This window comes from Allobosea sp. 01N443 (assembly GCF_056399325.1).
On record NZ_JBFTRC010000067.1, the window covers coordinates 1 to 25,944 of the forward strand.

16 protein-coding genes are annotated in these 25,944 nt (G+C 65.3%); 10 read left to right on the forward strand and 6 right to left on the reverse strand.

Annotated features, from left to right (window positions below):
- Positions 1-2,631: Rne/Rng family ribonuclease (locus tag AC1DRP_RS17555; protein ID WP_476769109.1), on the reverse strand; the 2,631-nt coding region annotated here is incomplete at its 3' end.
- Between the two features lie 615 nt (positions 2,632-3,246).
- On the opposite strand from AC1DRP_RS17555, the gene AC1DRP_RS17560 reads away from it, so the two are divergent.
- From AC1DRP_RS17560 to AC1DRP_RS17580, 5 genes are all read left to right on the forward strand, one after another.
- Positions 3,247-4,527 (forward strand): N-acetylmuramoyl-L-alanine amidase, encoded by a 1,281-nt coding sequence (locus AC1DRP_RS17560; RefSeq protein ID WP_476769110.1) that lies wholly within the window; start codon positions 3,247-3,249, stop codon positions 4,525-4,527.
- 203 nt (positions 4,528-4,730) lie between these two features.
- The gene (locus AC1DRP_RS17565; protein ID WP_476769111.1) at positions 4,731-7,181 is read left to right on the forward strand and encodes a penicillin-binding protein 1A; all 2,451 of its coding nucleotides are present in this window, start codon (positions 4,731-4,733) and stop codon (positions 7,179-7,181) included.
- A gap of 105 nt (positions 7,182-7,286) precedes the next feature.
- On the forward strand, positions 7,287-7,814 hold the full coding sequence (locus AC1DRP_RS17570) for a DUF1697 domain-containing protein (protein ID WP_476769112.1): 528 nt from the start codon (positions 7,287-7,289) through the stop codon (positions 7,812-7,814).
- A gap of 120 nt (positions 7,815-7,934) precedes the next feature.
- Positions 7,935-9,063, forward strand: a protein-coding gene (prfB, locus tag AC1DRP_RS17575) for a peptide chain release factor 2 (RefSeq protein WP_476769113.1) whose coding sequence is annotated in 2 segments (ribosomal slippage) — positions 7,935-8,003 and positions 8,005-9,063 — 1,128 coding nt in all. Because the reading frame shifts where the segments join, the coding sequence is not laid out codon by codon here.
- Positions 9,064-9,079: 16 nt separating this feature from the next.
- On the forward strand, positions 9,080-10,195 hold the full coding sequence (locus tag AC1DRP_RS17580; RefSeq protein WP_441505391.1) for an SGNH/GDSL hydrolase family protein: 1,116 nt from the start codon (positions 9,080-9,082) through the stop codon (positions 10,193-10,195).
- 284 nt (positions 10,196-10,479) lie between these two features.
- Here AC1DRP_RS17580 and mdoH read toward each other — a convergent pair whose 3' ends face one another.
- Positions 10,480-12,639, reverse strand: a complete 2,160-nt coding sequence (mdoH, locus tag AC1DRP_RS17585) for a glucans biosynthesis glucosyltransferase MdoH (RefSeq protein ID WP_476769121.1) — start codon at positions 12,637-12,639, stop codon at positions 10,480-10,482.
- A 5-nt stretch (positions 12,640-12,644) separates the two neighbouring features.
- Positions 12,645-14,081, reverse strand: coding sequence for an OpgD/OpgG family glucan biosynthesis protein (locus AC1DRP_RS17590; protein WP_476769114.1), 1,437 nt, complete (start codon positions 14,079-14,081; stop codon positions 12,645-12,647).
- Between the two features lie 442 nt (positions 14,082-14,523).
- Between AC1DRP_RS17590 and glmU the strand changes: the two genes are divergently transcribed.
- Together glmU and glmS are read left to right on the forward strand one after the other, a co-directional pair.
- Positions 14,524-15,903: a bifunctional UDP-N-acetylglucosamine diphosphorylase/glucosamine-1-phosphate N-acetyltransferase GlmU gene (gene glmU / locus AC1DRP_RS17595; RefSeq protein ID WP_476769115.1), complete on the forward strand. Its 1,380-nt coding sequence runs from the start codon at positions 14,524-14,526 to the stop codon at positions 15,901-15,903.
- A 106-nt stretch (positions 15,904-16,009) separates the two neighbouring features.
- Positions 16,010-17,836: a glutamine--fructose-6-phosphate transaminase (isomerizing) gene (gene glmS / locus AC1DRP_RS17600; protein WP_476769116.1), complete on the forward strand. Its 1,827-nt coding sequence runs from the start codon at positions 16,010-16,012 to the stop codon at positions 17,834-17,836.
- A 19-nt stretch (positions 17,837-17,855) separates the two neighbouring features.
- On the opposite strand, the gene AC1DRP_RS17605 is transcribed toward glmS, so the two are convergent.
- Complete coding sequence (locus tag AC1DRP_RS17605) at positions 17,856-18,254, reverse strand: YbaN family protein (RefSeq protein ID WP_476769117.1); 399 nt, start codon at positions 18,252-18,254, stop codon at positions 17,856-17,858.
- 166 nt (positions 18,255-18,420) lie between these two features.
- Here AC1DRP_RS17605 and AC1DRP_RS17610 point away from each other — a divergent pair, with 166 nt between their 5' ends.
- Positions 18,421-19,104 (forward strand): DUF502 domain-containing protein, encoded by a 684-nt coding sequence (locus tag AC1DRP_RS17610; RefSeq protein WP_441490003.1) that lies wholly within the window; start codon positions 18,421-18,423, stop codon positions 19,102-19,104.
- Positions 19,105-19,141: 37 nt separating this feature from the next.
- Here AC1DRP_RS17610 and AC1DRP_RS17615 read toward each other — a convergent pair whose 3' ends face one another.
- Complete coding sequence (locus AC1DRP_RS17615) at positions 19,142-19,975, reverse strand: AraC family transcriptional regulator (protein ID WP_476769118.1); 834 nt, start codon at positions 19,973-19,975, stop codon at positions 19,142-19,144.
- A gap of 189 nt (positions 19,976-20,164) precedes the next feature.
- A complete protein-coding gene (gene recG, locus AC1DRP_RS17620; protein ID WP_476769119.1) occupies positions 20,165-22,267 on the reverse strand; it encodes an ATP-dependent DNA helicase RecG in 2,103 nt (700 codons plus the stop codon).
- A 145-nt stretch (positions 22,268-22,412) separates the two neighbouring features.
- On the opposite strand from recG, the gene AC1DRP_RS17625 reads away from it, so the two are divergent.
- Entirely contained in the window at positions 22,413-22,709 is a 297-nt protein-coding gene (locus AC1DRP_RS17625; protein WP_441490006.1) for an FAD assembly factor SdhE, read from the forward strand.
- A gap of 20 nt (positions 22,710-22,729) precedes the next feature.
- A partial coding sequence (gene mfd / locus AC1DRP_RS17630) for a transcription-repair coupling factor (protein WP_476769120.1) occupies positions 22,730-25,944 on the forward strand: 3,215 nt, incomplete at its 3' end.

The following is a 25,944-nucleotide window of genomic DNA, read 5'->3' on the forward strand; positions in this document are numbered from 1 at the left end:
GGGCTCAGCTTCGGAGGTGATCGGCGTCTCGATCGGAGCAGCCGGAGCTTCGACTGCGGGGGCGGGAGCCTCGGCGGCGACGCCGTCCTCGGTGATCGGCACGACCTTCTTGCGTGCCCGACTACGCTTCGGCTTCTCGGCCGGTGCGGCCTCGGCGGCGACGGTCTCCGTCACCCCCTCGGCTGCCTTCGCCGCTTCGGGGGCTGCCTCTTGCTCGGTTTCGGCCTTGGTCTTGCGCGTGCTGCGGCGGGCGCGGCGCGGCTTGGCTTCTTCGACGGCTTCGGCTGCAGCCTCGGCGACAGGCGCTTCGGCCGGCTCGGCTACGGGAGCCGGGGCGGCTTCCGCGACAGCGGGGCTGTCGGCGTGCTCGTCGCCATCCTCGTCGCCTTCATCGCCTTCGGCGTCGCTGCCGCCCTCGATCTGCTGGCCGTTCGCATCGCGCTCGCCACCACGCCGGCGCCGCCGACGGCGGCGGCGCTTGCGTCCGCCGTCCCCACGGGCTTCGCCATCCCCGCGTTCCGCAACGGCGTCTGCCTGGGTAGCGTCTTCCTGCTCGTCTTCGCTTCCTCCGGCAGCCTCCGCCTCGGCTGCTGCATCGAGCGCATCGTCATCGACATGCGCGATCGCCTCGGCCTTGAACGGGCTCGGAACGACGCGGCCTTCATTGCCGACGAACTCGCCGCGCTCGACCTCGAAATAGCGGGTGCCGAGCAGGGTCGCGTCGGCCGAGACCGTGATCGCGACGGCGAAGCGTGTCTCGAGATCGGTGAGATGCGCGCGCTTCTGGTTGAGGACATAGAGCGCCACTTCCGGCCGCGTCCGGACCGAAAGATTGTGCGAGGCGCTCTTGATCAGGGTCTCCTCCAGCGCGCGCAGGATCTGCAGCGCCACCGAGGAGGTCGAGCGGATCATGCCGGCACCCGCGCAGTGCGGGCAGGGGACCGAGGAGCTCTCGAGGACGCCGGTGCGGATGCGCTGACGCGACATCTCCAGCAGGCCGAAGGCCGAAATCCGGCCGACCTGGATGCGCGCACGGTCGTTCTTGAGGCAGTCCTTGAGCTTCTTCTCGACGGCGCGGTTGTTGCGGTTCTCCTCCATGTCGATGAAATCGATCACGATGAGACCGGCAAGATCGCGCAGCCGGAGCTGGCGGGAGATTTCCTCCGCCGCTTCCAGATTGGTCTTGAGAGCCGTGTCCTCGATATTATGTTCGCGGGTCGAGCGGCCCGAGTTGATGTCGATCGCGACCAGGGCTTCGGTCTGGTTGATGACGATATAGCCGCCGGACTTCAGCGTGACGGTGTTCGAGAACATCGCGTCGAGCTGGCTCTCGACGCCGAACGAGGCGAAGAGCGGGGTCTGGTCGCGATAGGCCTTCACGCTCTTGGCATGGCTCGGCATGAGCATGCGCATGAAGTCCTTGGCCTCGCGGTAGGCCTCCTCGCCGGCGACATGAACCTCGTCGATGTCCTTGTTGTAGAGGTCGCGGATCGAGCGCTTGACGAGGTTTCCTTCCTCATAGACGAGCGCCGGCGCGACGGAGCCGAGCGTGAGTTCGCGCACGCTCTCCCACATCCGCATCAGATACTCGTAGTCGCGCTTGATCTCGACCTTGGTGCGCGAGGCGCCGGCCGTGCGCAGGATGATGCCCATCCCTTCCGGCACCTCCAGTTCCTGGGCGATTTCCTTGAGGCGCTTGCGGTCCTCGGCATTGGTGATCTTGCGCGAGATGCCGCCGCCCTTGCCGGTGTTCGGCATCAGCACCGAATAGCGGCCGGCGAGCGAGAGATAGGTGGTGAGCGCCGCGCCCTTGTTGCCGCGTTCTTCCTTGACGACCTGGACCAGGATGATCTGGCGGCGCTTGATCACCTCCTGGATCTTGTACTGGCGGCGCGAGTGGCGCGGGCGCTCCGGCATATCGTCCAGGGCGTCGCCGCCGCCGAGCTGCTCCGGCTCTTCCTGCGGCTCGTCGTGGCCGTGGTCGTCGCTGTCTTCGCCGTTCTCGTCCTCGTCATTCTCGGACGGACGGCGCCCTTCCTCGTTGTCAGCGGACGCCTCGCCGACTTCTGCAGAGGCTTCGATCACGGTCTCGAAGGTCAGGGGCGCAGCGTTCTCGACGACGGTCTCGTCACTCGATTCTGCGACCTCCGGTGCAAAATACTCGCCGAAGGCGGGCGCGCCTTCGTTGACCATGGCGGCTTCCTTGCCGTCGGTCTCGACGACATCGGCGCTGACGGTCTCGTCGTTGCTCGCCTTCTTGGCGCGTCCGTCGCGGTCACGCCGGCCGCGGTCGCGGCGGCCGCGCTTCTCGCGGCGTTCCTCGTCGCGCTCTTCCTCGCGGTCGGCGCGTGCCTCCTCGGCGAGCAGGGCCTGCCGGTCGGCCACCGGAATCTGGTAGTAGTCCGGATGGATTTCGGAGAAGGCGAGGAACCCGTGACGGTTGCCGCCATATTCGACGAATGCGGCCTGGAGCGAAGGTTCGACCCGCGTCACCTTCGCCAGATAGATATTGCCCCGCAGCGGCTTGCGGCTGGCAGATTCGAAATCAAATTCCTCGACGCGCGAGCCGCGCACCACCACGACCCGGGTCTCTTCCGGGTGTGTTGCGTCGATAAGCATCTTGTTGGCCATAAGAGATTTCCATTGGCGCAGCCGCCGACAGGACCCGCCGGGCTGCGGAAGGATATCCGCTGCCGCGGGCAGGGGCGCCGCGCATGAGCCGGCATGAACCGGCATGTTGCAGGAGGGAGTGAGGGATCAGGACGCGATGGCGGATCGGGAAGCCTGCCCGGGCAAAAAGCCCGCCGCAGTCCCGAAGGTATGGACGATGCACCGATGAGCTAAGCGGCGTCGTATGCCCCGACATCTGACCTAACCTGCAGTGCGTGCGTCGAAGACGATTGCACCGCGTTTGCACGCTCGCGAAAGACTGCCATGCGTCGAACCTCATGCCTGACGCAGGCCGTCCGCGGACGATCCGTTGGCGGCTGCCCTGCCGCGACAAGTCCTGTAAGGGCCTGTCGCTTCGCCGTGTCCCGGACGCCAACGGATCCTCGAATCCGGATGCGCGCTACGGGTGGCTTTGCAATGCAACCACCCCCATTACAGACAGGTGACAGTGATTTGCAAGTCACATCGCTTGGGCAACATCATGGCGGTGGCGCCGGGGCGGTTCTCGCCATCACAATTGCGTGGTAACCGGCTGTTAAGCTTCTGCGTCGCTATGGTTAAGCCTTGGTGACGCCAATGGGATCCATTCGCCTGACGTTCCATTCCCACAGCGCTGGCCTGAACCGGCTGACGGTTTCAGGCGTGGTCCGTCTGATGCTCGGGTCCTGGTTGATTCTAGCGCCATGCGCGCCGGTAAACGCCAATCCTGCGCCCAGGCCTGCAAACGAGTTTCCAGTCGCGACCGATGCCAGGATCGAGCAGGCCGGTGAGGTCGTCAGGCTCACCATGGCGCTCTCGCGTCCCGTCGAGATCAGCGCCTCGGTGATGGCCGCGCCCGATCGGGCGGTGATCGACCTGCCATCGGTCAATTTCCAGGTTCAGCCGAATACGGCGCGCAAGAATGCCGGCTTCGTCAGCGCCTTCCGTTTCGGGATGTTCACGGCCGATCGTTCCCGCATCATTCTGGATCTCGCTCAGCCAGCCGTGGTCGCGAAGGCCGAGGTCCGCAAGGTGCGCGGCGGATTCGGCGAGTTGGTCGTGGAGTTGAAGCGCGCAAGCCGGGCCGAGTTCCAGGCAGCTTCGGTGCGCCCGGCTCCGCAGTCGCAGGAGGGGCCGGCGTCTCAAGTGCCCAAGCCGCACGGCGAGACACGCCAACTCGTGGTGATCGACCCCGGACATGGTGGGATCGATCCCGGTGCCGTGGTTGCCTCGATCGCCGAGAAATCGGTCGTCCTCGCCTTCGGGCTGGCTCTGAAGGAGCAACTCGAAGCCGGCGGCCGCTATCGGGTGATGATGACGCGCGATGACGATACCTTCGTACCATTGGGGCAGCGCGTGAAGATCGCCCGCGCCGCCGGCGCCGATCTCTTCATCTCGATCCATGCCGATTCGCTGACGCAGGCGCAGGATGTGCGCGGCGCAACGATCTATACCGGCTCGGAGCGCGCCACCGACGCCGAATCGGCCCGGCTCGCCGCCAAGGAAAACCAGGCTGATGCCGTCGCGGGCCTCGACGCGGCCGAGGATGTGCAGGACGTCGCGGGCATCCTGATGGATCTCGCCAAGCGGGAAACCCGGACATTCTCTTCGGTCTTCGCGCGAAATCTGGTCGAGAAGCTCGGCGGTTCGGTCAAGCTGCACAAGGTACCCTTGCGTTCCGCAGGATTTCGTGTCCTGACCGCGCCGGATGTTCCCTCCGTGCTGATCGAGCTCGGCTATATGTCGAGCCCCAAGGATGCGGAGTTGCTGAATTCGCCATCCTGGCGAGCGCAGGCAGTCGGGGCGGTCCACAACGCGATCGATGGCTATTTCACCAGTACGCTTTCGGCTGGAAAAGCTGCCGCGAACCAACGTTGAGACCTGTTGATGCGGTTGGCGAAGATTGTGGTCGTTAGGCCACGGTTCCGCCATCTCAGCCGTGTTATAGACCTGATTTGGAAGCGACGAGGACGAGAGCTGGGAGCGAGACGGTGGCAGCCGTTTCTTGCACGAGATCGGCTCTGTTGCGGCGAACCCGGCGAGACCGGTCACTGCACAGCAATCAGGGGCATGGGCCTTAGATGCGGTTTATTCTGCGACTCTTCGGGTGGCTATTCGCTGCGGGCACGATCGTATTCGTCATCGGCGCGGTCGTGGCCGGCGGGTTCATCTGGCATTATTCGAAGGATCTGCCCGACTCGGCGCAGCTGCGGAACTATGAGCCGCCGGTGATGAGTCGCGTGCATGCCGGTGACGGCAGCCTGATCGCCGAATTCGCCCGCGAGCGCCGCCTCTATCTGCCGATCCAGGCGATTCCCAAACTGGTCGTAGACGCCTATCTCTCGGCTGAGGACAAGAATTTCTACAAGCATATGGGTGTCGACCCTGAAGGGCTTGTCCGCGCTGCGATCACGAATTTTCGCAACCGCGCCTCCGGTCGCCGGCCGCAGGGCGCCTCGACCATTACCCAGCAGGTTGCGAAGAACTTCCTCGTCGGCTCGGAGCAGTCGCTGGAGCGCAAGATTCGCGAGGCGCTGATCGCGCTGCGCATCGAGGGGACCTATTCCAAGGACAAGATCCTCGAGCTCTACCTGAACGAGATCTACCTCGGAGCTCCGGCGCCAGGGCAGGGCAGCTACGGCGTTGCCGCTGCCGCACTGAATTATTTCGGCAAGTCGGTGCACGAGCTGAACTTGCAGGAGGTCGCCTATCTCGCGGCTCTGCCCAAGGCTCCGACCGACCTTCACCCCTTCCGCAATCGCGAACGGGCGATCGAGCGTCGCAACTACGTGCTCGATCGCATGGCGGAGAACGGCGTGGTCAAGCGCGAGGAGGCCGAGGCCGCCAAGAAGCAGCCGCTCGGCGTCAACCCGCGTACGGTTTCACCCAACAACATCGCGGCCGGCTATTTTGCGGAAGAGATTCGTCGCGAGCTGCAGGATCGCTATGGCGAGAAGAAGTTGCTTGAGGGCGGCCTTTCCGTGCGCGCCACCGTCGATCCCAAGATGCAGCTGCTTGCCCGCAAGTCGCTGGTCGACGGGCTCGTGCGCTTCGACGAGGCGCGCGGCTGGCGCGGTGCCATCCAGAAGCTCGACATCAGCGCGCGCGACTGGGGCATTGCGCTCGGCGACTTGCCGGTGCTCGGCGACGTGGCGCCCTGGCGCCTTGCCGTCGTGCTCGATGTCAGTGGCGACAGCGCGCGACTCGGCCTGCATCCGGGACGCGAGAATTCCGGTCATCTCCGGACCGAGCGCGATACCGTGACGCTGACGGGTGACGGCATCCGCTGGACCCGACGCGCCCGCGTCGCCCAGGCCGTCTCGGTCGGCGATGTCGTCTATGTCGAGCCGATTGACAGCAGGCCCGGCCAGGTCCGCCTGCGCCAGATGCCCGAGGTCAACGGTGCCATCACCGTGATGGATCCGTATTCCGGCCGCRTGCTGGCCATGGTCGGCGGCTTCTCGCATGACCAGTCGGAGTTCAACCGCGCGACGCAGGCGCTGCGCCAGCCGGGCTCGTCCTTCAAGCCGTTCGTCTACGCCACTGCGCTCGACAACGGCTATACGCCGTCGAGCATCGTGCTCGACGCGCCGATCGAGGTCGATCAGGGCGGCGGCCTCGGTGTCTGGCGGCCTGAGAACTATGATGGCAAGTCGACCGGGCCACGCACCCTGCGCTACGGCATCCAGTTCTCCAAGAACCTGATGACGGTCCGCCTTGCCAAGGATGTCGGCATGCCGCTGATCGCGGAATATGCCCGTCGCTTCGGCATCTATGACGACATGCTGCCGGTGCTCTCGATGTCGCTCGGCGCCGGTGAAACCACCGTGATGCGCATGACGGCGGCTTATTCGATGCTGGTCAACGGCGGCAAGCGCATTCGCCCGACCTTGATCGACCGCATCCAGGATCGCTTTGGTGGCACGATCTATCGTCACGATCAGCGCGTCTGCGAAGGCTGCAATGCTGACAAATGGGCGAGCCAGAAGGAGCCGCGCCTGATCGACAATCGCGACCAGGTGCTCGATCCGCTGACGGCCTACCAGATGGTTTCACTGCTCGAAGGCGTGGTGCAGAACGGCACGGCGCAGGTGGTCAAGTCGGTCGGCAAGCCACTCGCGGGCAAGACCGGCACGACCAACGAGGCCAAGGACGTCTGGTTCGTCGGCTTCTCGCCGGATCTCGCGGTCGGCGTCTATATGGGCTTCGACAAGCCGAAGTCGCTGGGCAACTCGGCGACGGCCGGCCAATATGCCGCTCCGATCTTCCGCGACTTCATGATGGCTGCGCTGAAGGACAAGCCGGCGACGCCGTTCCGCGTGCCGGCCGGCATCAAGTTGATCCGCGTCGATCCGCGCAGCGGCATGCGTGCCGGTGGCGAAGGCGGCATTCTCGAAGCCTTCAAGCCGGGTACCGCTCCGCCCGACAGCTACTCGGTCATCGGTGCTGCGGGTGAGGGTGGCGGCGCGCCGTTCAACGTCTCTCCCGGCGGCGGGCGCAGCGTCGGGTCCGGCACCGGCGGCCTGTACTAGATCCGTTATCGCCGGCGTGGGAGCGAAGGCCAGATCGGCCCCGTGCCTCGCGCCGGCGTTCTGTATCCCGGCCGGCGAGGGCGCCGGCATTGGGCCGAACTCTGCATGCGGCGAGACGCCATGACGGCCTATATAGCCCTGTTGCGCGCGGTTAATGTCGGGGGAACGGGAAAACTCCCGATGACCACTTTGAAGGCGATGTGCGAGGAAGCTGGCCTTAGCCAGGTGCGCACCTATATCGCCAGCGGCAATGTGGTGTTCACGAGCGATGCGGACGAAGCGCAGATCAAGTCGGTGCTCGAGGACAAACTCCGGACCCATGCGGGAAAGCCAGTCGGTGTGCTGGTCAGATCTGCAGCCGAGATGTCCGGGGTGCTGGCGCGCAATCCCTTTTCGGACAAGCCGGGTAACCGCACGGTGGCGATCTTCGTCGACGAGCCGCTTCCCGCTGACACCCTGGACCATGCCCGCGGTATCCGGGGTGAGCTGATGCATCTCGCCCAACGCGAAGTCTATATCTTCTATGGCGACGGGATGGCGGATTCACGCTTGCGCATTCCGRCCTGCGACCCCGGCACGGCGCGCAACATGAACACGGTGGCGAAGCTCGTGGAGATGACTGCACCTCTCTGATGGCCTCGCGCAGGCTGGAAAACATTCTGTGCCGTTTACACCCGCGCCTTTCGCCCCTATCTGAACAGCTCCGTCCGGCATGCCGGATCGAATCCCATCAAGGAAAGCTCTGCCGGCATCATGCGTCCTGAAGTTCAGACCCAACTTGATAACGCCAAGCAGTCGATTGGACTGCTGAGGAGGCATCTTTGACTGGGATGTCGCACAACGACGCCTCGCGGAGCTGAACGCGCTTTCCGAAGGCCCCACCTTCTGGGATGATGCCGAGCAGGCGCAAAAGCTCATGCGCGAGCGGACCTCGCTCGAAGACCAGATCAACGGCATCCTGAAGCTCGAGCGCGATCTCGACGATGCCCTGACGCTGATCGAGCTGGGCGAGATGGAGAGTGATCCCGCCTCCATCACGGAAGGCGAGGTCGCGATCAAGGCTGTCGAGCAGGAAGCGGCACGCCGGCAGGTCGAGACACTGCTCTCCGGCGAGGCCGACATGCTCGACACCTATGTCGAAATCCATCCCGGGGCCGGCGGTACCGAAAGCCAGGACTGGGCCGAGATGCTGCTGCGCATGTACCGGCGCTGGGGCGAGCGGCGGAAGTTCAAGGTCGAGATGCTCGACTATCAGGATGGCGATCAGGCCGGCATCAAGTCGGCGACGCTGCAGTTCAAGGGCCACAATGCCTATGGCTGGCTGAAAACCGAATCGGGCGTGCACCGGCTCGTGCGCATCTCGCCATTCGATTCGAACGCCCGCCGGCAGACCAGCTTCGCATCCGTCTGGGTCTACCCCGTCGTCGACGACCGGATCGTCATCGACGTCAAGGAATCGGATTGCCGGATCGACACCTACCGCGCCCAGGGCGCCGGCGGGCAGCACATCAACACGACCGATTCGGCGGTGCGCATCACGCATATCCCGACGGGGATCGCGGTCACCTGCCAGCAGGAGCGTTCACAGCACAAGAACCGCGCCAAGGCGTGGGACATGCTGCGCGCCCGCCTCTACGAGGTCGAGCTGAAGAAGCGCGAGGAAAAGGCGAATGCCGAGGCGGCCTCCAAGACCGATATCGGCTGGGGCCACCAGATCCGCTCCTATGTGCTGCAGCCCTATCAGCTGGTGAAGGACCTGCGCACCGGAGTGAGCTCGACGGCGCCGTCGGACGTGCTCGATGGTGATCTTGACCCGTTCATGGAGGCGTCGCTCGCGCAGCGCGTCTATGGCACCGAGGTCGAAGTCGAGGATATCGACTAGAGCAATGAGCGGGAGCATGACGGTGGAGAAACCTCGCTCCCGCCTGCGCAACGGCCTGATCAATCTTGGCGTGTCGCTGGCCAGCCTGCTGGTGTTTCTCGCGTTTTGCGAGCTTGTTCTGTTTCGCTTCGTGCTGCCGGGCAGCGACGTGCCGCGCAACGACTTCGCCAATGAACTCGTGCGCTATGCTCCGAACCAGACCGGCGTCTGGCGCGTGCGCGACGAGATCGCGGCGCCATTCTCGATCAACGCCAAGGGGTGGAATTCGCCCTTGCCGGATTATCCGGCCGAGCGCATTCCCGGGCGTCGACGGGTCGCCTTTGTCGGCGACAGCTTCGTCGAGGCCCTGCAGGTTCCGGTCGGGCGCAGCGTCGCCGACGTGATTCAGGGTGGCCTTGCCAGCGCGGGCCCCGTCGAGGTCTACCGCTACGCCATCGCCGGGGCACCCTTCAGCCAATATATCCAGATGATCGACCGTGAGGTGCTGGCGGCGAGGCCGGACCAGATCGTCGTGCTGCTGGTCCATAACGACTTCGACGAGAGCTTCGTCTTCACGCCGGGCCGGTATACGTCGAGCTTCCTGAAGCTGCGTGTCGAGGGCGGCAAGGTTCTAGGCGAGATCGCGCCTGAGCCCTGGCGTCCCCGCGCCGTGGAGTGGCTCAGGCAGACCGCGACGGCGCGCTATTTCCTCTATCGCTGGCAGGTGCGCCCGCAGGCTCTGCTGGATGCGTTCCTCGGGCCGGCCCAGGCCGAAGATACGCGCTTTGCGGCCAATATCGATGTCGCGTCGGTGCTGAGTCGCGAGGCCGATATCCGCGCCGCGACGGATTACATGATGGTCCGCCTTGCGGCGCAGGCCCGCAGTATCGGCGCCCAGTTGCTGGTGGCCATGGATGGCGATCGCAGCGCGATCTACGCCGGCCGCCCCGACAGCCCGGCGCTGAAGCTCAACCGTATCGCCGCCGAGGCCGCGTCACGGGCGGGGATCGCCTTCCTCGACCTGCACCCCGTCTTCGCCGAGGACTGGGCTCGCAACCAGCGGCGATTCGAGTTCGCGGCGGATGCTCACTGGAACGAGAATGGCCACGCCGTCGCCGCTCGGGCGATCCAGGATGTCCTCACCAGGCAGTGAGCAGCCCGAGGACTTAAGCGCCAGACGGCGAATGCGCGTTGGCACGAGGCTGGTGATTTCGGCTGGGATGATGCGGAACCGCGGATCTTCCGGCGACCGGAAAGCCCAGGGAACCCTGACTGGGCCAGTGAAGGCTCTCTTCCCGCATGGGCCCCAGCTCCGAGCCGCCGAAGCCGCCCGGCCGGGATGCTGGCTCGAATGCAGCGTGCTATGCAGGGCAGACGACGCCCGGCGATCTGTTTCCCATCCCCCGCCGTCGCTCCGAAACTGACGAGCTTCCCCGTTTAGTCCTTCGACGGCTGCAACGAGGACAGCAAGCCAACCAGAGCGCGGTCGTGAAGCACGACCATACGTTCCCTCGGCTTCAGCCAGATCGCCGCCTCGTCGATCGTTTCCGCGTCGACCAGCTTTGCCTGTGCGACGGCGCGCTCGGGCTCGACTTCACCGCGGCGGCGCGGATGCCCCTCGGGGAGCATCATGTCGTGCTCGGCACGCAGGCGCGGATCGGCATGCAGCGCCTTGAGGCCGTCGGCTTCGTCGAAGCCCGCCTTGGCGAATTCCTCCTGCAGCGCATTGGCACGCAGCGCGATCGCCGGCGGGTCGCCTTCCTCCGGCGTCACCAGGAGCTTGTGTCGCTTCAGCCAGAGCCCGAGCGCGAGCTGGCCCGATGCCCAGGACAGCGGAATGGCCAGCACGAGACCCACGATCGTCGGCGACATCCAGGCGAAGAGCGAGGTCGCGATCATGAAGGCCGAGATACCGGCGATGGCGCCGAGTGCGGTGTGCATTCGGTGGCGCCGGATGATGTCCTTCAACGGAATCGAGCCGTCGTCGCGGCGCTGCGGGTTCCAACCCGTGTCGCGTCCGAGCAGGATCTGGAAGACCGAACCCGATTGGATCAGCATCATGATCGGCGCGAAGAAGGCGGAGAACAGGATCTCGAGCAGCGACGAGAGAATCAGCCGGATGGTACCGCCGCAGGCGCGCCGCAGCTTGCCGTCGAACAGGGTCAGCAGCAGCCCAAAGAGCTTTGGTGCGAGCAGGATCGCCATGGTGAGGGCGAACAGGTTCAAGGCGCGCTCGGGGTCGAAGCGCGGCCAGACCGGGAAGAGCGTGAACTCCTGGGTGAAGTATTCAGGGCGCGCGTAATTGACCTGCAGCACGATCAGGATGCCGACCACGAGCTGCATCAACCAGAACGGCGAGGCGAGATAGCCCATGATGCCGGTGGCGAAATGCTGGCGCGTCGACCAGACGAAACCCTTCGCGCCGATGATGCGCGAGTGCTGGAGATTGCCCTGCGCCCAGCGGCGGTCGCGCACCGAGATGTCGATCAGCGAGGGCGGGCTCTCCTCATAGGAGCCGGTCAGGTCGGGAAGCATATAGACCGACCAGCCGGCGCGGCGCATCAGCGCGGCCTCGACGAAGTCATGGCTCAAGACATGTCCGCCGAAGGGCGGCTTGCCCTTCAGATCGGGCAATCCGCAATGATCGGCGAAGGCCTTGGTGCGAATGATCGCGTTATGGCCCCAGTAATTGCCGTCGCGGCCCGACCACATGGCGAGGCCGGTCGCGATCACCGGTCCGTAGACCCGTGCCGCGAATTGCTGCAGCCGCGCGAAGAAGGTGTTGCGATTGATGATCAGCGGCAGCGACTGGATGATTCCTGCGTCGGGATCGGCCTCCATCGCGGCAGCGAGGCGCACGATGCAGGTGCCGGTCATCAGGCTGTCGGCGTCGAGCACGACCATGTGCTCGTAGTCACCGCCCCAACGGGTGACGAAATCGGCGATGTTGCCGGCCTTGCGGTGATGGTTCTTCGGGCGGTGCCGATAGTAGACGCGCGCGCCGGGGCCGAGCCGTTCACGCAGAGCGAGAAAGGCGCGCTCCTCGGCGATCCAGACATCGGGATTGGTCGTGTCCGAGACGATGAAATAGTCGAAATGCGCCCCGAGGCCCGTGGCCTCTACCGATTCCCGGATCGCGGCCAGCGCCGCGAAGGTTCGCGCCGTCGACTCATTGTAGATCGGCATCACCACGACGGTGCGATGCTGCAGGGATTCCGCCCGATCGGTCCGGCCGGTCCTAAGCAGCAGGCCGAAGAACCCCATCAGCGCGCTGGTGAAGGCGAGTGCGATCCACGAGAAATTGACCGTGAACAGCAGCAGCAAGACATACTGCAGGAAGGTCGTGCGGCTGACCGACACGACATGGTACATTTCCCAGGCGCCATAGGCGGTGAGCGCGAGACCGCCGCCGAAGACGAAGAGGCGCTTCAGCCACGGCGTCGTCCAGGCCAATGGTGCGGCGGGCTTGCGGCGTTCCGAGGCCTTCCAGCTGCGGAAGGACTGGACCGGCATCACCAGCCGGTTCTCAGGCGGGGTCGCTGCCTCCGGACGGGGCAAGCCCGGACGGGGAGCGGTTTCGACCGCGCGCGGCGGCATCTCGGTCACCACGTCCATCGATTCAACCACGTTTCCGATACGGGCTGGCCGCCGGCTTCGAGCACAAGGCGCAGTTCGGAGAGATTCTCATTGCCAGGGTCGACCTCGAAGCGGACCCGCATCAGCTTGCGTTCCGGATAAGGCCAAAGACGCAAACCATGGATCGCCCCGGTCGTCGCCGTGATATTGGCGCGCGTCGCCGCAACCACAGCGGGGTCCGCCAGCTTGTCACCTGTGAACTCGACCATGAACCGTCGACGTCGACCCTGCGTGCCGCGGCCTTGACGCATGCGCGTGGCCAGGGCGAGCGGTGGTCGCTCAGGTGGCTGCCAGCACCAGGCCTGGCGATAGGCGATCGTGGTTTCGCTGCCCGCGGCGATTGGCTGGCGCGGCCGCCAGTAGGAAATGATGTTGCTGTTGATGTCGGAATCGCTTGGGATCTCGATCAGCTGGACTGAACCGGCTCCCCATTCTCCAAGCGGCTCCATCCAGACACTGGGGCGAAGCTCGAAGCGCTGGTCGTCATCCTGGAACGCTGCCGGATCGCGCTCCCGCTGGACGAGACCGAAGCCGCGCGGATTGGTGTCGACGAAAGAAGAGACCTGCAGATTGGTCGGGTTGCTGACCGGGCGGTAGATCCATTCGCCGGCGCCGGTGAGCATCTGGACGCCGGAGACCTCGTGCACGGCCGGGCGGACGTCGTCGAAGGTCCGGCGGCTCTGAGGCCCCGACATGAAGGTTCCCGTGGTGCAGCCGAAGCCGACATGGTCCAGCACCTGCCGCGCGAACAGGGTCATCTCGACATCGATGAATGTGAYGTCGCCGGGGCGCAGAGTCATCCGGACCGCACCTGACAGGCTCTCGGAATCGAGCAGGGCGTGAATCACGAGCATGCCCGATGCCGGATTGGGGCGCTCGATCCAGAAGGCGCGGAAGAAGGGAATCTCCTCGCCCCGCGTCTCGCCGGGACGCAGGATCAGCGCGCGCGCCAGCGCACCGAAGTTCTGGCCGCGCGCCACGGCGCGGAAGAAGGTCGCGCCCTGGAAGATCGCAACCTCGTAAGGCCGCTCGAGCCCGGCGGAGACCCGGAAGCCGGAGAACTGCAGATCGACGCCCGCTGGGGGGGGAGCAACCTTGCCATAGTCGAACTTGCCGCGATCGAACGCAACGCGGCGCACGACATCGTCTTCGACCGTGAACAGGCTGACGGGAGCAGAAAAGACGTAGCCGCGATGCAGCGGCTCGACCGTGAAGCCGCGGTTCTCTCCAGCCCAGATCAGGCCGCCGGGTTGCGCACGAATCCCGGAGAACTGGTCGAAGGGCAGGGTGGCGTAGCCTTCGGGCAGATCATTGGTCGTCACCGGAACCATCGGGCGCCGCGACAGCATGCGGGCGGCCTCGACAACCAGTGCGGCATCGAAACGCTGACCTTCCGCGATCACCGACTGTACAGTTGCGGCCCAGCTGGCCTGAGAAAATGCAGGGCTCGTGCCCATAAGCGGCGCGGCGGCGAGGCTGTACGCCGCACCCTCCAGAAACCATCGGCGATTCAAGGATTTCGACATTATTTCCAACATACGCGGGCGGCGCAGTCGCACCCCAGCGCTTCTAGATCATTTCCCGGCTGGCTGAAAAGCGGTCGCCGCTTAAAAATTGCGTGCGGCCAGCGACTTGGGCAACGCGTTTGCGTTGCCGGCGGAAAGGTATTGCCATTGCGTCTCGCCCCTCGAATACGCCGGCCGAAGATCTCTCCGGAGGTTTTGGCAAATGCCATCAGGATCGGCTATCCACGGCGACCGCAATGCCACCATGCACCAAATCGCCCACGCGACACCGTCAGGGTCACGGGAGCGAAAGGCTAGATCCGCAGGGAAGCCGACAATCATGACCGAAATACAGCCCGGACGTACCTGCCTTGCAGTTATTCTCGCCGCGGGCGAGGGCACAAGGATGAAATCGCAGCGCCCGAAGGTGCTGCATGAGATGGCCGGCCGCTCGCTGCTCGGTCATGCGCTCGCGGCAGTTGCTGCGGCGGGGGCAGATGCGGTCGCGGTGGTGATCGGGCCGGATCGGCCGGACGTCGCAGCCGAGGTCGAGGCGCTCCTGCCGTCGGCACGCGTCTTCGTCCAGGCCGAGCGCCGCGGCACGGCGCATGCGGTGCTGGCGGCGCGTGCGGCGCTGGCCGAGGGCTATGACGATATCCTCGTCGCCTTCGCGGATACGCCGCTGGTTCGGCCCGAGACCTTCCTGTCGCTGCGGGCTGGGCTCGCCGATGGTGCGCCGGTTGTGGCGCTGGGATTCGAGGCTGCCGACCCGACTGGCTACGGGCGGTTTGTGATGCGCGACGGCGTGCTGGAAGCGATCGTCGAGCACAAGGATGCGAGCGCGGCCGAGCGGACGATCCGGTTCTGCAATGCCGGGCTGATGGCCTTGGACGGTCGGCACGCACTTGCCATTCTCGATTCAATCGGCAGCTCGAACGCCCAGAACGAATTCTATTTGACCGACGCCCCGGCGCTCGCTCGCGCCAAAGACTTGAAGGTGGTCGCGCTGAGCGCCCCCGAAAGCGAAGTGCAGGGCGTCAATGACCGCGCCCAACTCGCTGCTGCGGAAGCAGAGTYCCAGCGCCGCAAGCGGCTGGCGGTAATGAAGGAGGGTGCGACGCTGATTGCGCCCGAGACCGTGTTCTTCAGCTACGACACGACAATCGGCAGCGATGTCCTGATCGAACCCAATGTCGTTTTTGGCCCCGGCGTCAGCGTTGCCGATGGCGCGGTGATTCATGCCTTCTCGCATCTGGAGGGCGCCGAGGTTGGCCCGCAGGCGAGTGTCGGGCCTTATGGCCGGCTGCGCCCCGGCGCGAAGCTGGCGCGCAAGGCCAAGGTCGGGAACTTCGTGGAGATCAAGGCGGCGGATATCGGGGAAGGAGCCAAGGTCAGCCATCTCACCTATATCGGGGATGCGAGCGTCGGCGCCGAGGCCAATATCGGTGCCGGTACGATCACCTGTAATTATGACGGATTCTTCAAATACAAGACGACGATCGGTGCCGGCGCCTTTGTCGGTTCGAACTCGTCGCTGGTTGCCCCGGTGACGATCGGCGATGGGGCTTATGTCGGCTCCGGTTCGGTCATCACCTCCGATGTTCCGCCTGACGGGCTGGCGATCGCTCGCGGCAGGCAAGTCGGGCGGGACGGTTGGGCGAAGGTGTTCCGAGATAGGGCAAAGGTCAGGAAGCTGAGCGCGGCCAAGAATACGGATTGAATCGACKCCGAAACGCCTGTTCACAGTCTGACATTCAACGTGATTGGGTGTTTTTGGCGTTCGCAGCTACACGGGCCGGCAACGGCAACACTCAAAGAGGTCGGGCATGTGTGGCATTGTGGGGATCCTGGGCAAGGAAGCCGTAGCCATTCAGGTGGTCGAGGCGCTGCGGCGGCTCGAGTATCGGGGTTATGATTCCGCCGGCGTCGCGACGCTGGAGAAGGGTCTGCTCACGCGCCGCCGTGCCGAGGGCAAGCTCAGGAACCTCGAGATCCGCCTGTCGAACGAGCCGCTCGATGGGATGATCGGCATCGGCCATACGCGCTGGGCGACGCATGGCAAGCCAAACGAGACCAATGCTCACCCGCATGCGACCGAGAAGCTCGCGGTCGTGCATAACGGCATCATCGAGAACTTCCGCGAGCTGCGCGCCGAGCTCGAAGCTGCGGGCCGCGTCTTCGAGACCGAGACCGATACCGAGATCGTCGCCCATCTCGTCACCAGCGAGATGGAGCGGGGCAAGAATCCGGTTGCGGCGGTTGCAGCCAGCCTGCCACGCCTGCGCGGTGCCTTTGCCCTCGCATTCCTGTTCCAGGGCGAGGAAGACCTGTTGATCGGCGCTCGCAAGGGCTCGCCGCTCGCGGTCGGCGTCGGCGATGGCGAGATGTATCTCGGCTCTGACGCGTTGGCGTTGGCCCCTTTCACCAATCTCATCGCCTATCTGGAAGAAGGCGATTGGGTCGTGCTCCATCGCAAAGGCGCGACCTTCTACGACATCACGGGCGCGCAGGTGGAGCGTCGCGCGCAGCGGGTCGCCGCCGGCACCTTCCTGGTCGAGAAGGGCAACTACCATCATTTCATGGCCAAGGAGATCCACGAGCAGCCGGAGGTCGTCGGCCATACGCTGACGAAGTATCTGGACATGGCTGCGGGAACCGTGCGCCTGCCCTTCGATGCCCCCTTTGACTGGAAGGCGCTGTCGCGGCTGTCCATCTCGGCCTGCGGAACCGCCTATTATGCGGGACTGACGGCGAAGTACTGGTTCGAGAAGCTGGCGCGGTTGCCCGTCGAGATCGATGTCGCCTCCGAGTTCCGCTATCGCGAGGCGCCGCTGCCCAAGGACGGTCTCGCGCTCTTCGTTTCGCAATCGGGTGAAACCGCCGATACGCTTGCCTGCCTGCGCTACGCCCGTCAGGAAGGGCAGCACGTCCTTGCCGTCGTGAACGTGCCGACCTCGACAATCGCGCGAGAGAGCGATGTCGTGGCGCCGACCCTGGCCGGGCCGGAGATCGGCGTAGCTTCGACCAAGGCCTTTACCTGCCAGTTAACCGCGCTCGCGAGCTTGGCCCTTGCGGCGGCTCGCGCCCGCGGCACGCTTTCGGAGGCGGAAGAGGCCCGATATGTCCGCGAGCTGATAGCGCTGCCGGGATTGATGGCGCAGGCATTGACGCTGGAACCCGAGATCGAGAAGCTCGCCCGAAAGCTGTCGAAGGCGCGCGACGTGCTCTATCTCGGCCGGGGCACGAGCTTCCCGATGGCGCTCGAAGGCGCTCTGAAGCTCAAGGAAATCAGCTATATACACGCCGAAGGTTATCCGGCAGGTGAGCTGAAGCATGGTCCTATCGCACTGATCGACGAGGACATGCCGGTCATCGTCATCGCACCGCATGATACGCTGTTCGAGAAGACCGCCTCCAACATGCAGGAGGTCGCGGCACGTGGCGGCCGGATCATCCTGATCACCGACGCCAAGGGCGCTGCCGAATGCGGCATCGAGCCCGAGGTGACGATCGTGATGCCGGATATGGACCCGCTATTCGCACCGATCGTCTATGCAGTCCCGATCCAGATGATCGCCTATCAAACGGCCGTCTTCATGGGCAAGGACGTCGACCAGCCGCGCAACCTGGCAAAATCCGTCACTGTCGAGTGATCAATCCTCGGTCGAGTGATCAATCCTGGCGGGTCGGCTCCGGCCGGCTCGCGACATAGCTTCCGGCGGCGAGCAGGCTGACGCCRCTGGCCCAGAGCGCGACGGGCGGAGCGTCGCTCAGCGCCACCAGTCCGAAGCTGAACAGCATGGAGCCGCAGGCGATCCATTTCGCCCGACGGTCGATTGCGCCGGTTGCGCGCCAGCGACGGACGTGCGGACCCAGCCTGGGATGGCCAAGCAGCCAGGCCTCGAAGCGAGGCGAAGACCGCGAAAAGCACCAGGCCGCGAGAATCAGGAAGACTGTTCCCGGCATCAGCGGCAGCACGAGGCCGATAACCCCGATTCCGGTGAACACCCAACCAGCGGCGAACATCAGCGGCCTGTACCAGCGGCGGAGTTGCCGGGGTGTTTCGGTCACGAAATCCATCCGCATTCGCGTCGGCACGTGAGACGGGGCTGGTCAGCAGCACCGGCTCGGCTATCCTGCTCATATCGCGATGCAGCGCCGCCGAGGCAAGCACGCCCTGTGGAGATCGGATTCCCGGACCGCCATGACGTCAGACGGCCCTCCTGATCCCAGCCACATGCTTCAGCCGGATTTGCTGCGGCCGACTGCGGGCACGCGGCTACGCCGCTATTTCCTGACCGGGCTCGTGATCGCGGGGCCGCTGGCGATCACCGCTTCGGTGACCTGGTGGTTCATCAACCTGATCGACGGGGTGGTGAAGCCGCTGATCCCCAACAATTATCTGCCCGAGACCTATCTGCCTTATCCGATCCCCGGCTTCGGGCTGGTGATCGGATTGATCGGCCTGACGCTGCTCGGTTTCCTGACGGCCAACCTCGTCGGGCGTACCCTGCTCGATGCCGGGGAGGCGATCCTGCACCGGATGCCGGTGATCCGCGGCCTCTACAAGGGCGTGAAGCAGGTTTTCGAGACGATCTTCTCGCAATCGGGCACATCGTTCCGCAAGGTCGGCATGGTGCAGTTCCCGCAGCCGGGCATGTGGTCCATCGTTTTCATCTCTCAGGAGGCGGCGCCCGAGATCAGCTCACGGCTGCCGGATGGCAGCGAACAGATCGGCGTCTTCCTGCCCTGCACGCCGAACCCGACCACGGGTTTCTTCTTCTACCTGCCGCGTCGCGAGGTGGTGGAGCTTTCAATCTCGGTGGAGGACGGCGCCAAGCTCATCATGTCCGCCGGGCTGATCCAGCCGGGGGAGAATGGCTCGAAGGCGCCACCAGGCAACGGCAAGTCCCAGAACTGATCTGCGGACTTGCCGTCCTTTTTGGTCCGGGAGGTCGTCAGGCCTTCAACGGAACCCAGATTTCGACGGTTCCGGTACCGCTTTGCGGATCGAAGCGCTCGTCATAGCGCTCGAAGCTCGGCCCTTCCGAGGCTTTCCAGCCCTTCTTCGGCAGCCAGTCGCGCCAGATTGCGTCGAATGTGCCCTTGATGCCCGAGATATGGCCGTGATGCAGGAACACGACATAGTTCTGCTCGGGAATGCGGATGCGGTCGAATTCGGGTGGCAGGTCGGAAAAGGATTTCACCTCGACGCCAGCGAGATAGTCGAAGCTGCCMTCGTCGTCGGCGTTGTAGCAGACCCCGTAGCCGATGCCCCCGATCTGGCCCGGGACATGGCCGAAATGCGGGGTGAGCTTCTGCCAGAGCGAGGGAATGCCGGCAGTGGTCTCATAGGTGTAGCGGCTGCCGAACCCGGCAACGAGCATGCTCTTGCCGGTCAGTGAGCGGGGTTCTTCCAGGATAACGGTTGGGCTTGCGTCCATGACGATGGGCTCCACGAGCTTGAGCGCCGAGAGGTCGCGCCGCTCGCGCAGTTCTTCGGGCGTGAGGCCGAATTGCTCGCGAAAGGCGCGGGTGAAGGCCTCGTGAGAGCCGTACCCCCAGTCCAGCGCGACGGAGAGGATGTCCGGCGCGCCATTCGCCAGTCTCCGGGCGGCTTCGGTCAGCCGGCGTTCGCGCACATAACGCATCACCGAGCGGCCGGTCGCGTTGCCGAAGGCGCGGCAGAGATGGAAGCGCGAGACGCCGCTGACCGAGGCGATCTGGTCGAGCGAGATCCCGGAGGCGAAGCGGCTCTCGACGCACCACACGGCTTTGCTGATTGGGTCCATTGTGGTTCTCACGAAGGCACACCCGGACGATGCCGATCCCGCGCTACGGCCGCTTGATCGGGATTGATCTCCCGCAGGATCTCCAGCGCTAAAGCATCGGCCCGAAAAGTGGATTGCGGTTTTCGGGAAAGCCGATGCAATCACAGATGGCTAGATCGTCTGACTGGATACGATATCCGGTCCGACGATCTAGCCGGCGCGCAAGAGCTTGATCGCGACGTCCCTCTCGAACAAATAGAGCAGCGTCCTGACGGCTTCGCCGCGTTCGCCGGCGAGGTGCGGGTCGCGCTCGATCAGGAGCCGCGCATCATCGCGAGCGGCGGTCAGCAGATCGCCATCGATTTCGGGGCGGGCAACGCGCCAGTCGGGGGATCCGGACTGGCGCGTGCCGAGCACCTCGCCTTCGCCACGCAGGCGCAGATCTTCCTCGGCAATCCGAAAGCCGTCCTCGGTCTCGCGCATGATGGTCAATCGCGCCTCCGCGACCGGACCCAACGGCCCCTTATAGAGCAGGAGGCAGGTCGATGCGGCCGAGCCGCGCCCGATCCGCCCGCGTAGCTGGTGGAGCTGGGCCAAGCCAAAGCGCTCGGCATGCTCGATCACCATGACGCTGGCATTGGGCACGTCGACCCCGACCTCGATGACGGTGGTCGACACCAGGATGCGCGTCTCGCCGGCAACGAAGGCCGCCATCGCAGCGTCCTTGTCGCGCCCGGGCATCTGGCCATGCAGCAGCCCGACCCTGGCGCCGAAGTGCCCCCCCAGTTCCTCGAAGCGCTCCTGCGCGGCGGCGACATCGAGCGTGTCCGATTCCTGAACGAGCGGGCAGACCCAATAGACCTGCGCGCCGGCCTCCACCGCGCGGCCGACTGCGCCAACGACCTCGTCATAGCGTTCGAGCGAGATCGCGCGTGTCGAGATCGGTTTGCGGCCGGCCGGCTTCTCGGCGAGCACCGAGACATCCATGTCTCCGAACCAGGTCAGCGCCAAGGTGCGCGGGATCGGCGTTGCCGTCATGACCAGCACGTCGACGGCCTCGCCCTTCGAGCCCAGCATCAGGCGCTGATGGACGCCGAAACGGTGCTGTTCGTCGACCACCGCCAGCGCGAGATCGTGGAAGACGACGCCTTCCTGGAACAGCGCATGGGTGCCGACCACGATGGCGATCTCGCCGCTCGCCAACCGCTCGAGCACCTGGCGTCGGCCGGCGCCTTTCTCGCGGCCGGTCAGCAGGGCGAGCTTGAGCCCGGCCGTTTCTGCCAGCGGCGCCAGCCGTTCGGCATGCTGGCGCGCCAGGATTTCGGTTGGCGCCATCAACACCGATTGCCGGCCGGCTTCGGCGGCTGCGACCATCGCCATCAGGGCGACAACGGTCTTTCCCGAGCCGACATCGCCCTGCAGCAGACGCAGCATGCGCTCGGGCTTCTCCATGTCCGAATGGATATCGGCCACGGCCTGGCGCTGGCCATCGGTGAGCGAAAAGGGCAGGGCTGCTTCGATCGCCTTGAGCCTGCGGCCGTCACCGGCGGTGACGCGCCCGGCTGCCTTCTTCTGCTGCCGGCGCACCAGGGCAAGCGCGATCTGGCTCGCCAGCAATTCGTCATAGGCAACGCGCCTGCGTGCGATCGTGTCACCCTCGACGGCGCGCAGGTCCGGCGGGTGGTGTAGGGCACGGATGGCCTCGGCGAAGGAGGCGAAGCCGGCCTTCTGCAGAAAGCTGCGGTCCTGCCATTCGGCGAGCTCCGGACATTTTTCCGCCGCTGCTGCCACGATGCGTGTCATGACGCGGGGCCCGATGCCTTCGGTCAGGCCGTAGACCGGCTCGATCGACGGCAGGCTGGCGAAGGCCCGGGCATCCATGATGCGGTCGGGGTGGACCATTTGGCGCATACCGTCCCAGAGCTCGAGCTTGCCCGAGATGATGCGGAACTCGCCGACCGGCAACGTCTGCTGGAGATGGCGGACATCGGCATGGAAGAAGACCAGGGTCACGTCCCCGGTCTCGTCCTCGACGATGACGCGATAGGGAGCTTTGGCCTTGCCGGGCGGGGCCGGGCGATGCTCGGTGACACGGGCCGAAAAGGTCGCGACATCGCCGACCGGAGCGTCGGCGATGCTGGCGCTGGGGCGACGATCGATCGCGCCCGTGGGAAGGTGGAAGAGCAGGTCGACGACCCGCGCTGGCTGCGTCCCGTCGCCGAGCAGCTTGTCCAGAAGCTTGCCGAGCTTGGGGCCGACGCCGGGCAATATCGTCGCGGGAGCAAAGAGCGGATCAAGCAGGGAAGGACGCATCTGCCTCGGGTGGGAACCGGAATTGCGGGAAACGCGGCGGTTCGGCCACTGACTCGCCCCGACGCCATCGCTATATAGCCTGCATCGGCAGGTTCCGCGACGGGGCCGGCCCGTTCCGCCATTTGCATTTCATGCGAGGCTTACGATGAGTGGCTCTTCCCGCACCAGTGCCGATCTCGATCCGCGCCGCCGCAAGATCCTGTTCCGTGCCTGGCATCGCGGCATGCGGGAGACGGACCTGATCATGGGCCGCTTCGCCGACGCCGAGATCGGCACGTTGAGCGATGCCGAACTCGACGAGTTCGAGCAACTGATCGAGGTTCTCGACCGAGACCTGCTGTCCTGGATCACAGGAGAGGCCGAGGTGCCGGTGAACTACGATACGGCCGTGTTCCGACGGCTGAAGGCGTTCCACAACCACAGCAAGCCGATTCACGTCTGAGCACTCAGCGACAATCCGATATGAGCATTCCGCCCCCCGCCCAGCTCGCCAAGCTGCAGATCGACCGCATCCTCGACGCGCTGAAGCGGGGCGACAAGCCGACGCTCGCCAGCGTGCCGGACGGGTTCGACGCCGTCGTCCTTGCCGATCTCGTCCGGACCCGGGCGAAGAAGGTGGAAGGCGCGGCAATGCTCGTCTTCGTCGCGCGTGACGGGCAGCGGCTGCAGGTTCTGGAAAATGCGCTCCAGTTCGTGGCGCCCGATCTGGAGGTGATGAGCTTCCCGGCCTGGGACTGCCAGCCCTATGACCGCGTCTCGCCGGCTCCTGCCATCGTGGCCCATCGCATGACGACGTTGTCGCGACTGGCCAAGACCAAGTCAGGCGACAAGCCGCGTCTGCTGCTGACGACGGTCAACGCCGCGCTGCAGCGCGTGCCGGCCTTCAGCAAGGTGGCCTCGGAGAGCTTTTCGGCTGCGCCAGGCAACATGGTCGACACAGAGCAACTCGCACGCTGGCTCGACATGAACGGCTACCTGCGGACCTCGACGGTGCGCGAGACCGGCGAGTTCGCGGTGCGCGGTGGCATCGTCGATCTCTTTCCGCCCGGCATGCCTGCGCCGATCCGCCTCGACTTCTTCGGCGACGCGTTGGAATCGATCCGGACCTTCGACCCCGAGACGCAGCGCACCACGGGCCAGTTGCGCGGACTCGATCTCGTGCCGATGTCCGAGGCGCAGATGACGAGCGAGAGCATCAAGCGCTTTCGCCAGTCCTATATCACGAGCTTCGGCACGCCCGGCCGTGACGACATGCTCTACGAGGCGGTCAGCGAAGGCCGGCGGCCTGCGGGGCTCGAGCATTGGCTGCCCTTGCTGGCCGACCGGCTCGACACGCTCTTCACCTATCTGCCGGATGTGCCGCTGGTTCTCGACGCGCAGGCCGAGGATGCGGTCGGCGAGCGCATCAGCCTGATCAAGGACTACTACGATGCGCGCAAGGCCGCCCTCGACCAGGGCGGCACGGGAGGGACGCCCTACAAGCCGTTGCCACCCGATGCGCTCTACCTGTCCCCGGCCGAATGGCGCGGCGTGATCGACAATGCGGGCGTCGCGTCGCTGACGCCGTTCCAGCTGCCCGATAGCGACGGCAAGCTGATCGTCGATCTCGGCGCCCGCCAGGGTCGAAGCTTTGCGGCCGAGCGCGCCGACAATGCCGGCAGCGTCTTCGATGCGGCGGTCGCCCATGTGAAAGCGCTGCAGGCCGATGGCCGGCGCGTCATCCTTGCGGCATGGTCGGAGGGCTCCCGCGAACGCCTGGCCCATGTGCTGGCCGATCATGGCCTCAAGACCGTACAGACCACGGGGTCCCTGCGCGCGGCCTTCGATCTGAAGCCCGGCATCACGGCACTCGCGGTCTGGGGCTTCGAGACCGGCTTCGAGGCCGGCAAGCTTGCGGTCATCGGCGAGCAGGACATCCTGGGCGACCGCCTCGTGCGCCCGCGCCGCAAGACGCGCCGGCCGCAGGATTTCATCGCCGAGCTGTCATCGCTCGCGCCCGGCGACCTTGTCGTCCATGTCGATCACGGCATTGGCCGCTTCATTGGATTGCAGAGCATCACGGCGGCCGGAGCGCCGCATGATTGTCTCGAAATCCACTATGCGGGCGATGCCAAGCTGTTCCTGCCGGTCGAGAATATCGAGCTGCTCTCGCGCTATGGCTCGGAGGACACCGAGGTTCCTCTTGACCGGCTTGGCGGCGGTGGCTGGCAGGCGCGCAAGGCCAAGCTGAAGCAGCGCATCCGCGAGATGGCGGGCAAGCTGATCCAGATCGCTGCCGCCCGCGCGCTGAAGGAGGCGCCGCGCCTCGTTCCGCCGGACGGGCTCTATGATGAATTCCGGGCTCGCTTCCCGTTCGAGGAAACGGAAGACCAGCAGAACACGATCGATGCGGTACTGGACGATCTCGCGGCCGGTCGGCCGATGGACCGCCTGGTCTGCGGCGATGTCGGCTTCGGCAAGACCGAGGTGGCGCTGCGTGCCGCCTTCACGACGGCGCTGGCCGGCAAGCAGGTCGCGGTCGTGGTGCCGACGACATTGCTCGCCCGCCAGCATTACCGGAATTTCGCCGAGCGCTTTGCGGGGTTGCCGGTGAAGGTCGGCCAGGCCTCGCGCTTCGTCTCGGCTCAGGATCTCAAGGCGGTCAAGCAGGGCATCGCCGACGGCACCATGGACATCGTCGTCGGTACCCATGCCCTGCTCGGCAAGGGCGTCGAGTTCAAGGATCTCGGCCTCGTCATCGTCGACGAGGAGCAGCATTTTGGCGTCAACCACAAGGAGCGGCTGAAGGAGTTCCGCGCCGAGGTGCATATGCTGACGCTGTCGGCCACGCCGATACCGCGTACGCTCCAACTCGCCATGACGGGTGTGCGCGAGCTCTCGATCATTGCGACTCCGCCGGTCGACCGGTTGGCCGTGCGGACTTTCGTCACGCCGTTCGATCCGCTGATCGTGCGCGAGGCGTTGCTGCGCGAGCGCTATCGTGGTGGCCGCAGCTTCTATGTCGTGCCGCGCATCGAGGACATCGCCGAGGTCAAGGACTTCCTCGACAAGCAGGTACCCGAGGCCAAGGTCGGCATTGCCCATGGCCAGATGGCGGCGGGCCAGCTCGAGGACGTGATGACGGCCTTCTACGAGGGCCAGTACGACGTTCTGCTCTCGACCACGATCGTCGAGTCCGGGCTCGATATCCCGACGGCTAACACCCTGATCGTGCATCGCGCCGACATGTTCGGCCTCGCCCAGCTCTATCAGCTGCGCGGGCGCGTCGGCCGCTCGAAGATCCGCGCCTACGCGCTCTTCACCATGCCGGCCAATCGCAAGCTGACCGAGCAGGCCGAGCGCCGGCTGAAGGTTCTGCAATCGCTCGACACGTTGGGTGCGGGGTTCCAGCTCGCCAGCCACGATCTCGACATCCGTGGCGCCGGCAACCTGCTCGGCGACGAGCAATCCGGGCACATCAAGGAGGTCGGCTACGAACTCTACCAGCAGATGCTCGAGGAGGCGGTGGCGCAGCTCAAGGCCGGCATCGACATCGTTGCCGAAAGCCAATGGTCGCCAAGTATCCAGATCGGCGCGCCGGTGATGATCCCCGAGCACTATGTCACCGACCTGACGCTGCGCCTGACCCTCTACAAGCGGCTCTCGACGCTCGACGAGGATGGCGAGATCCAATCCTT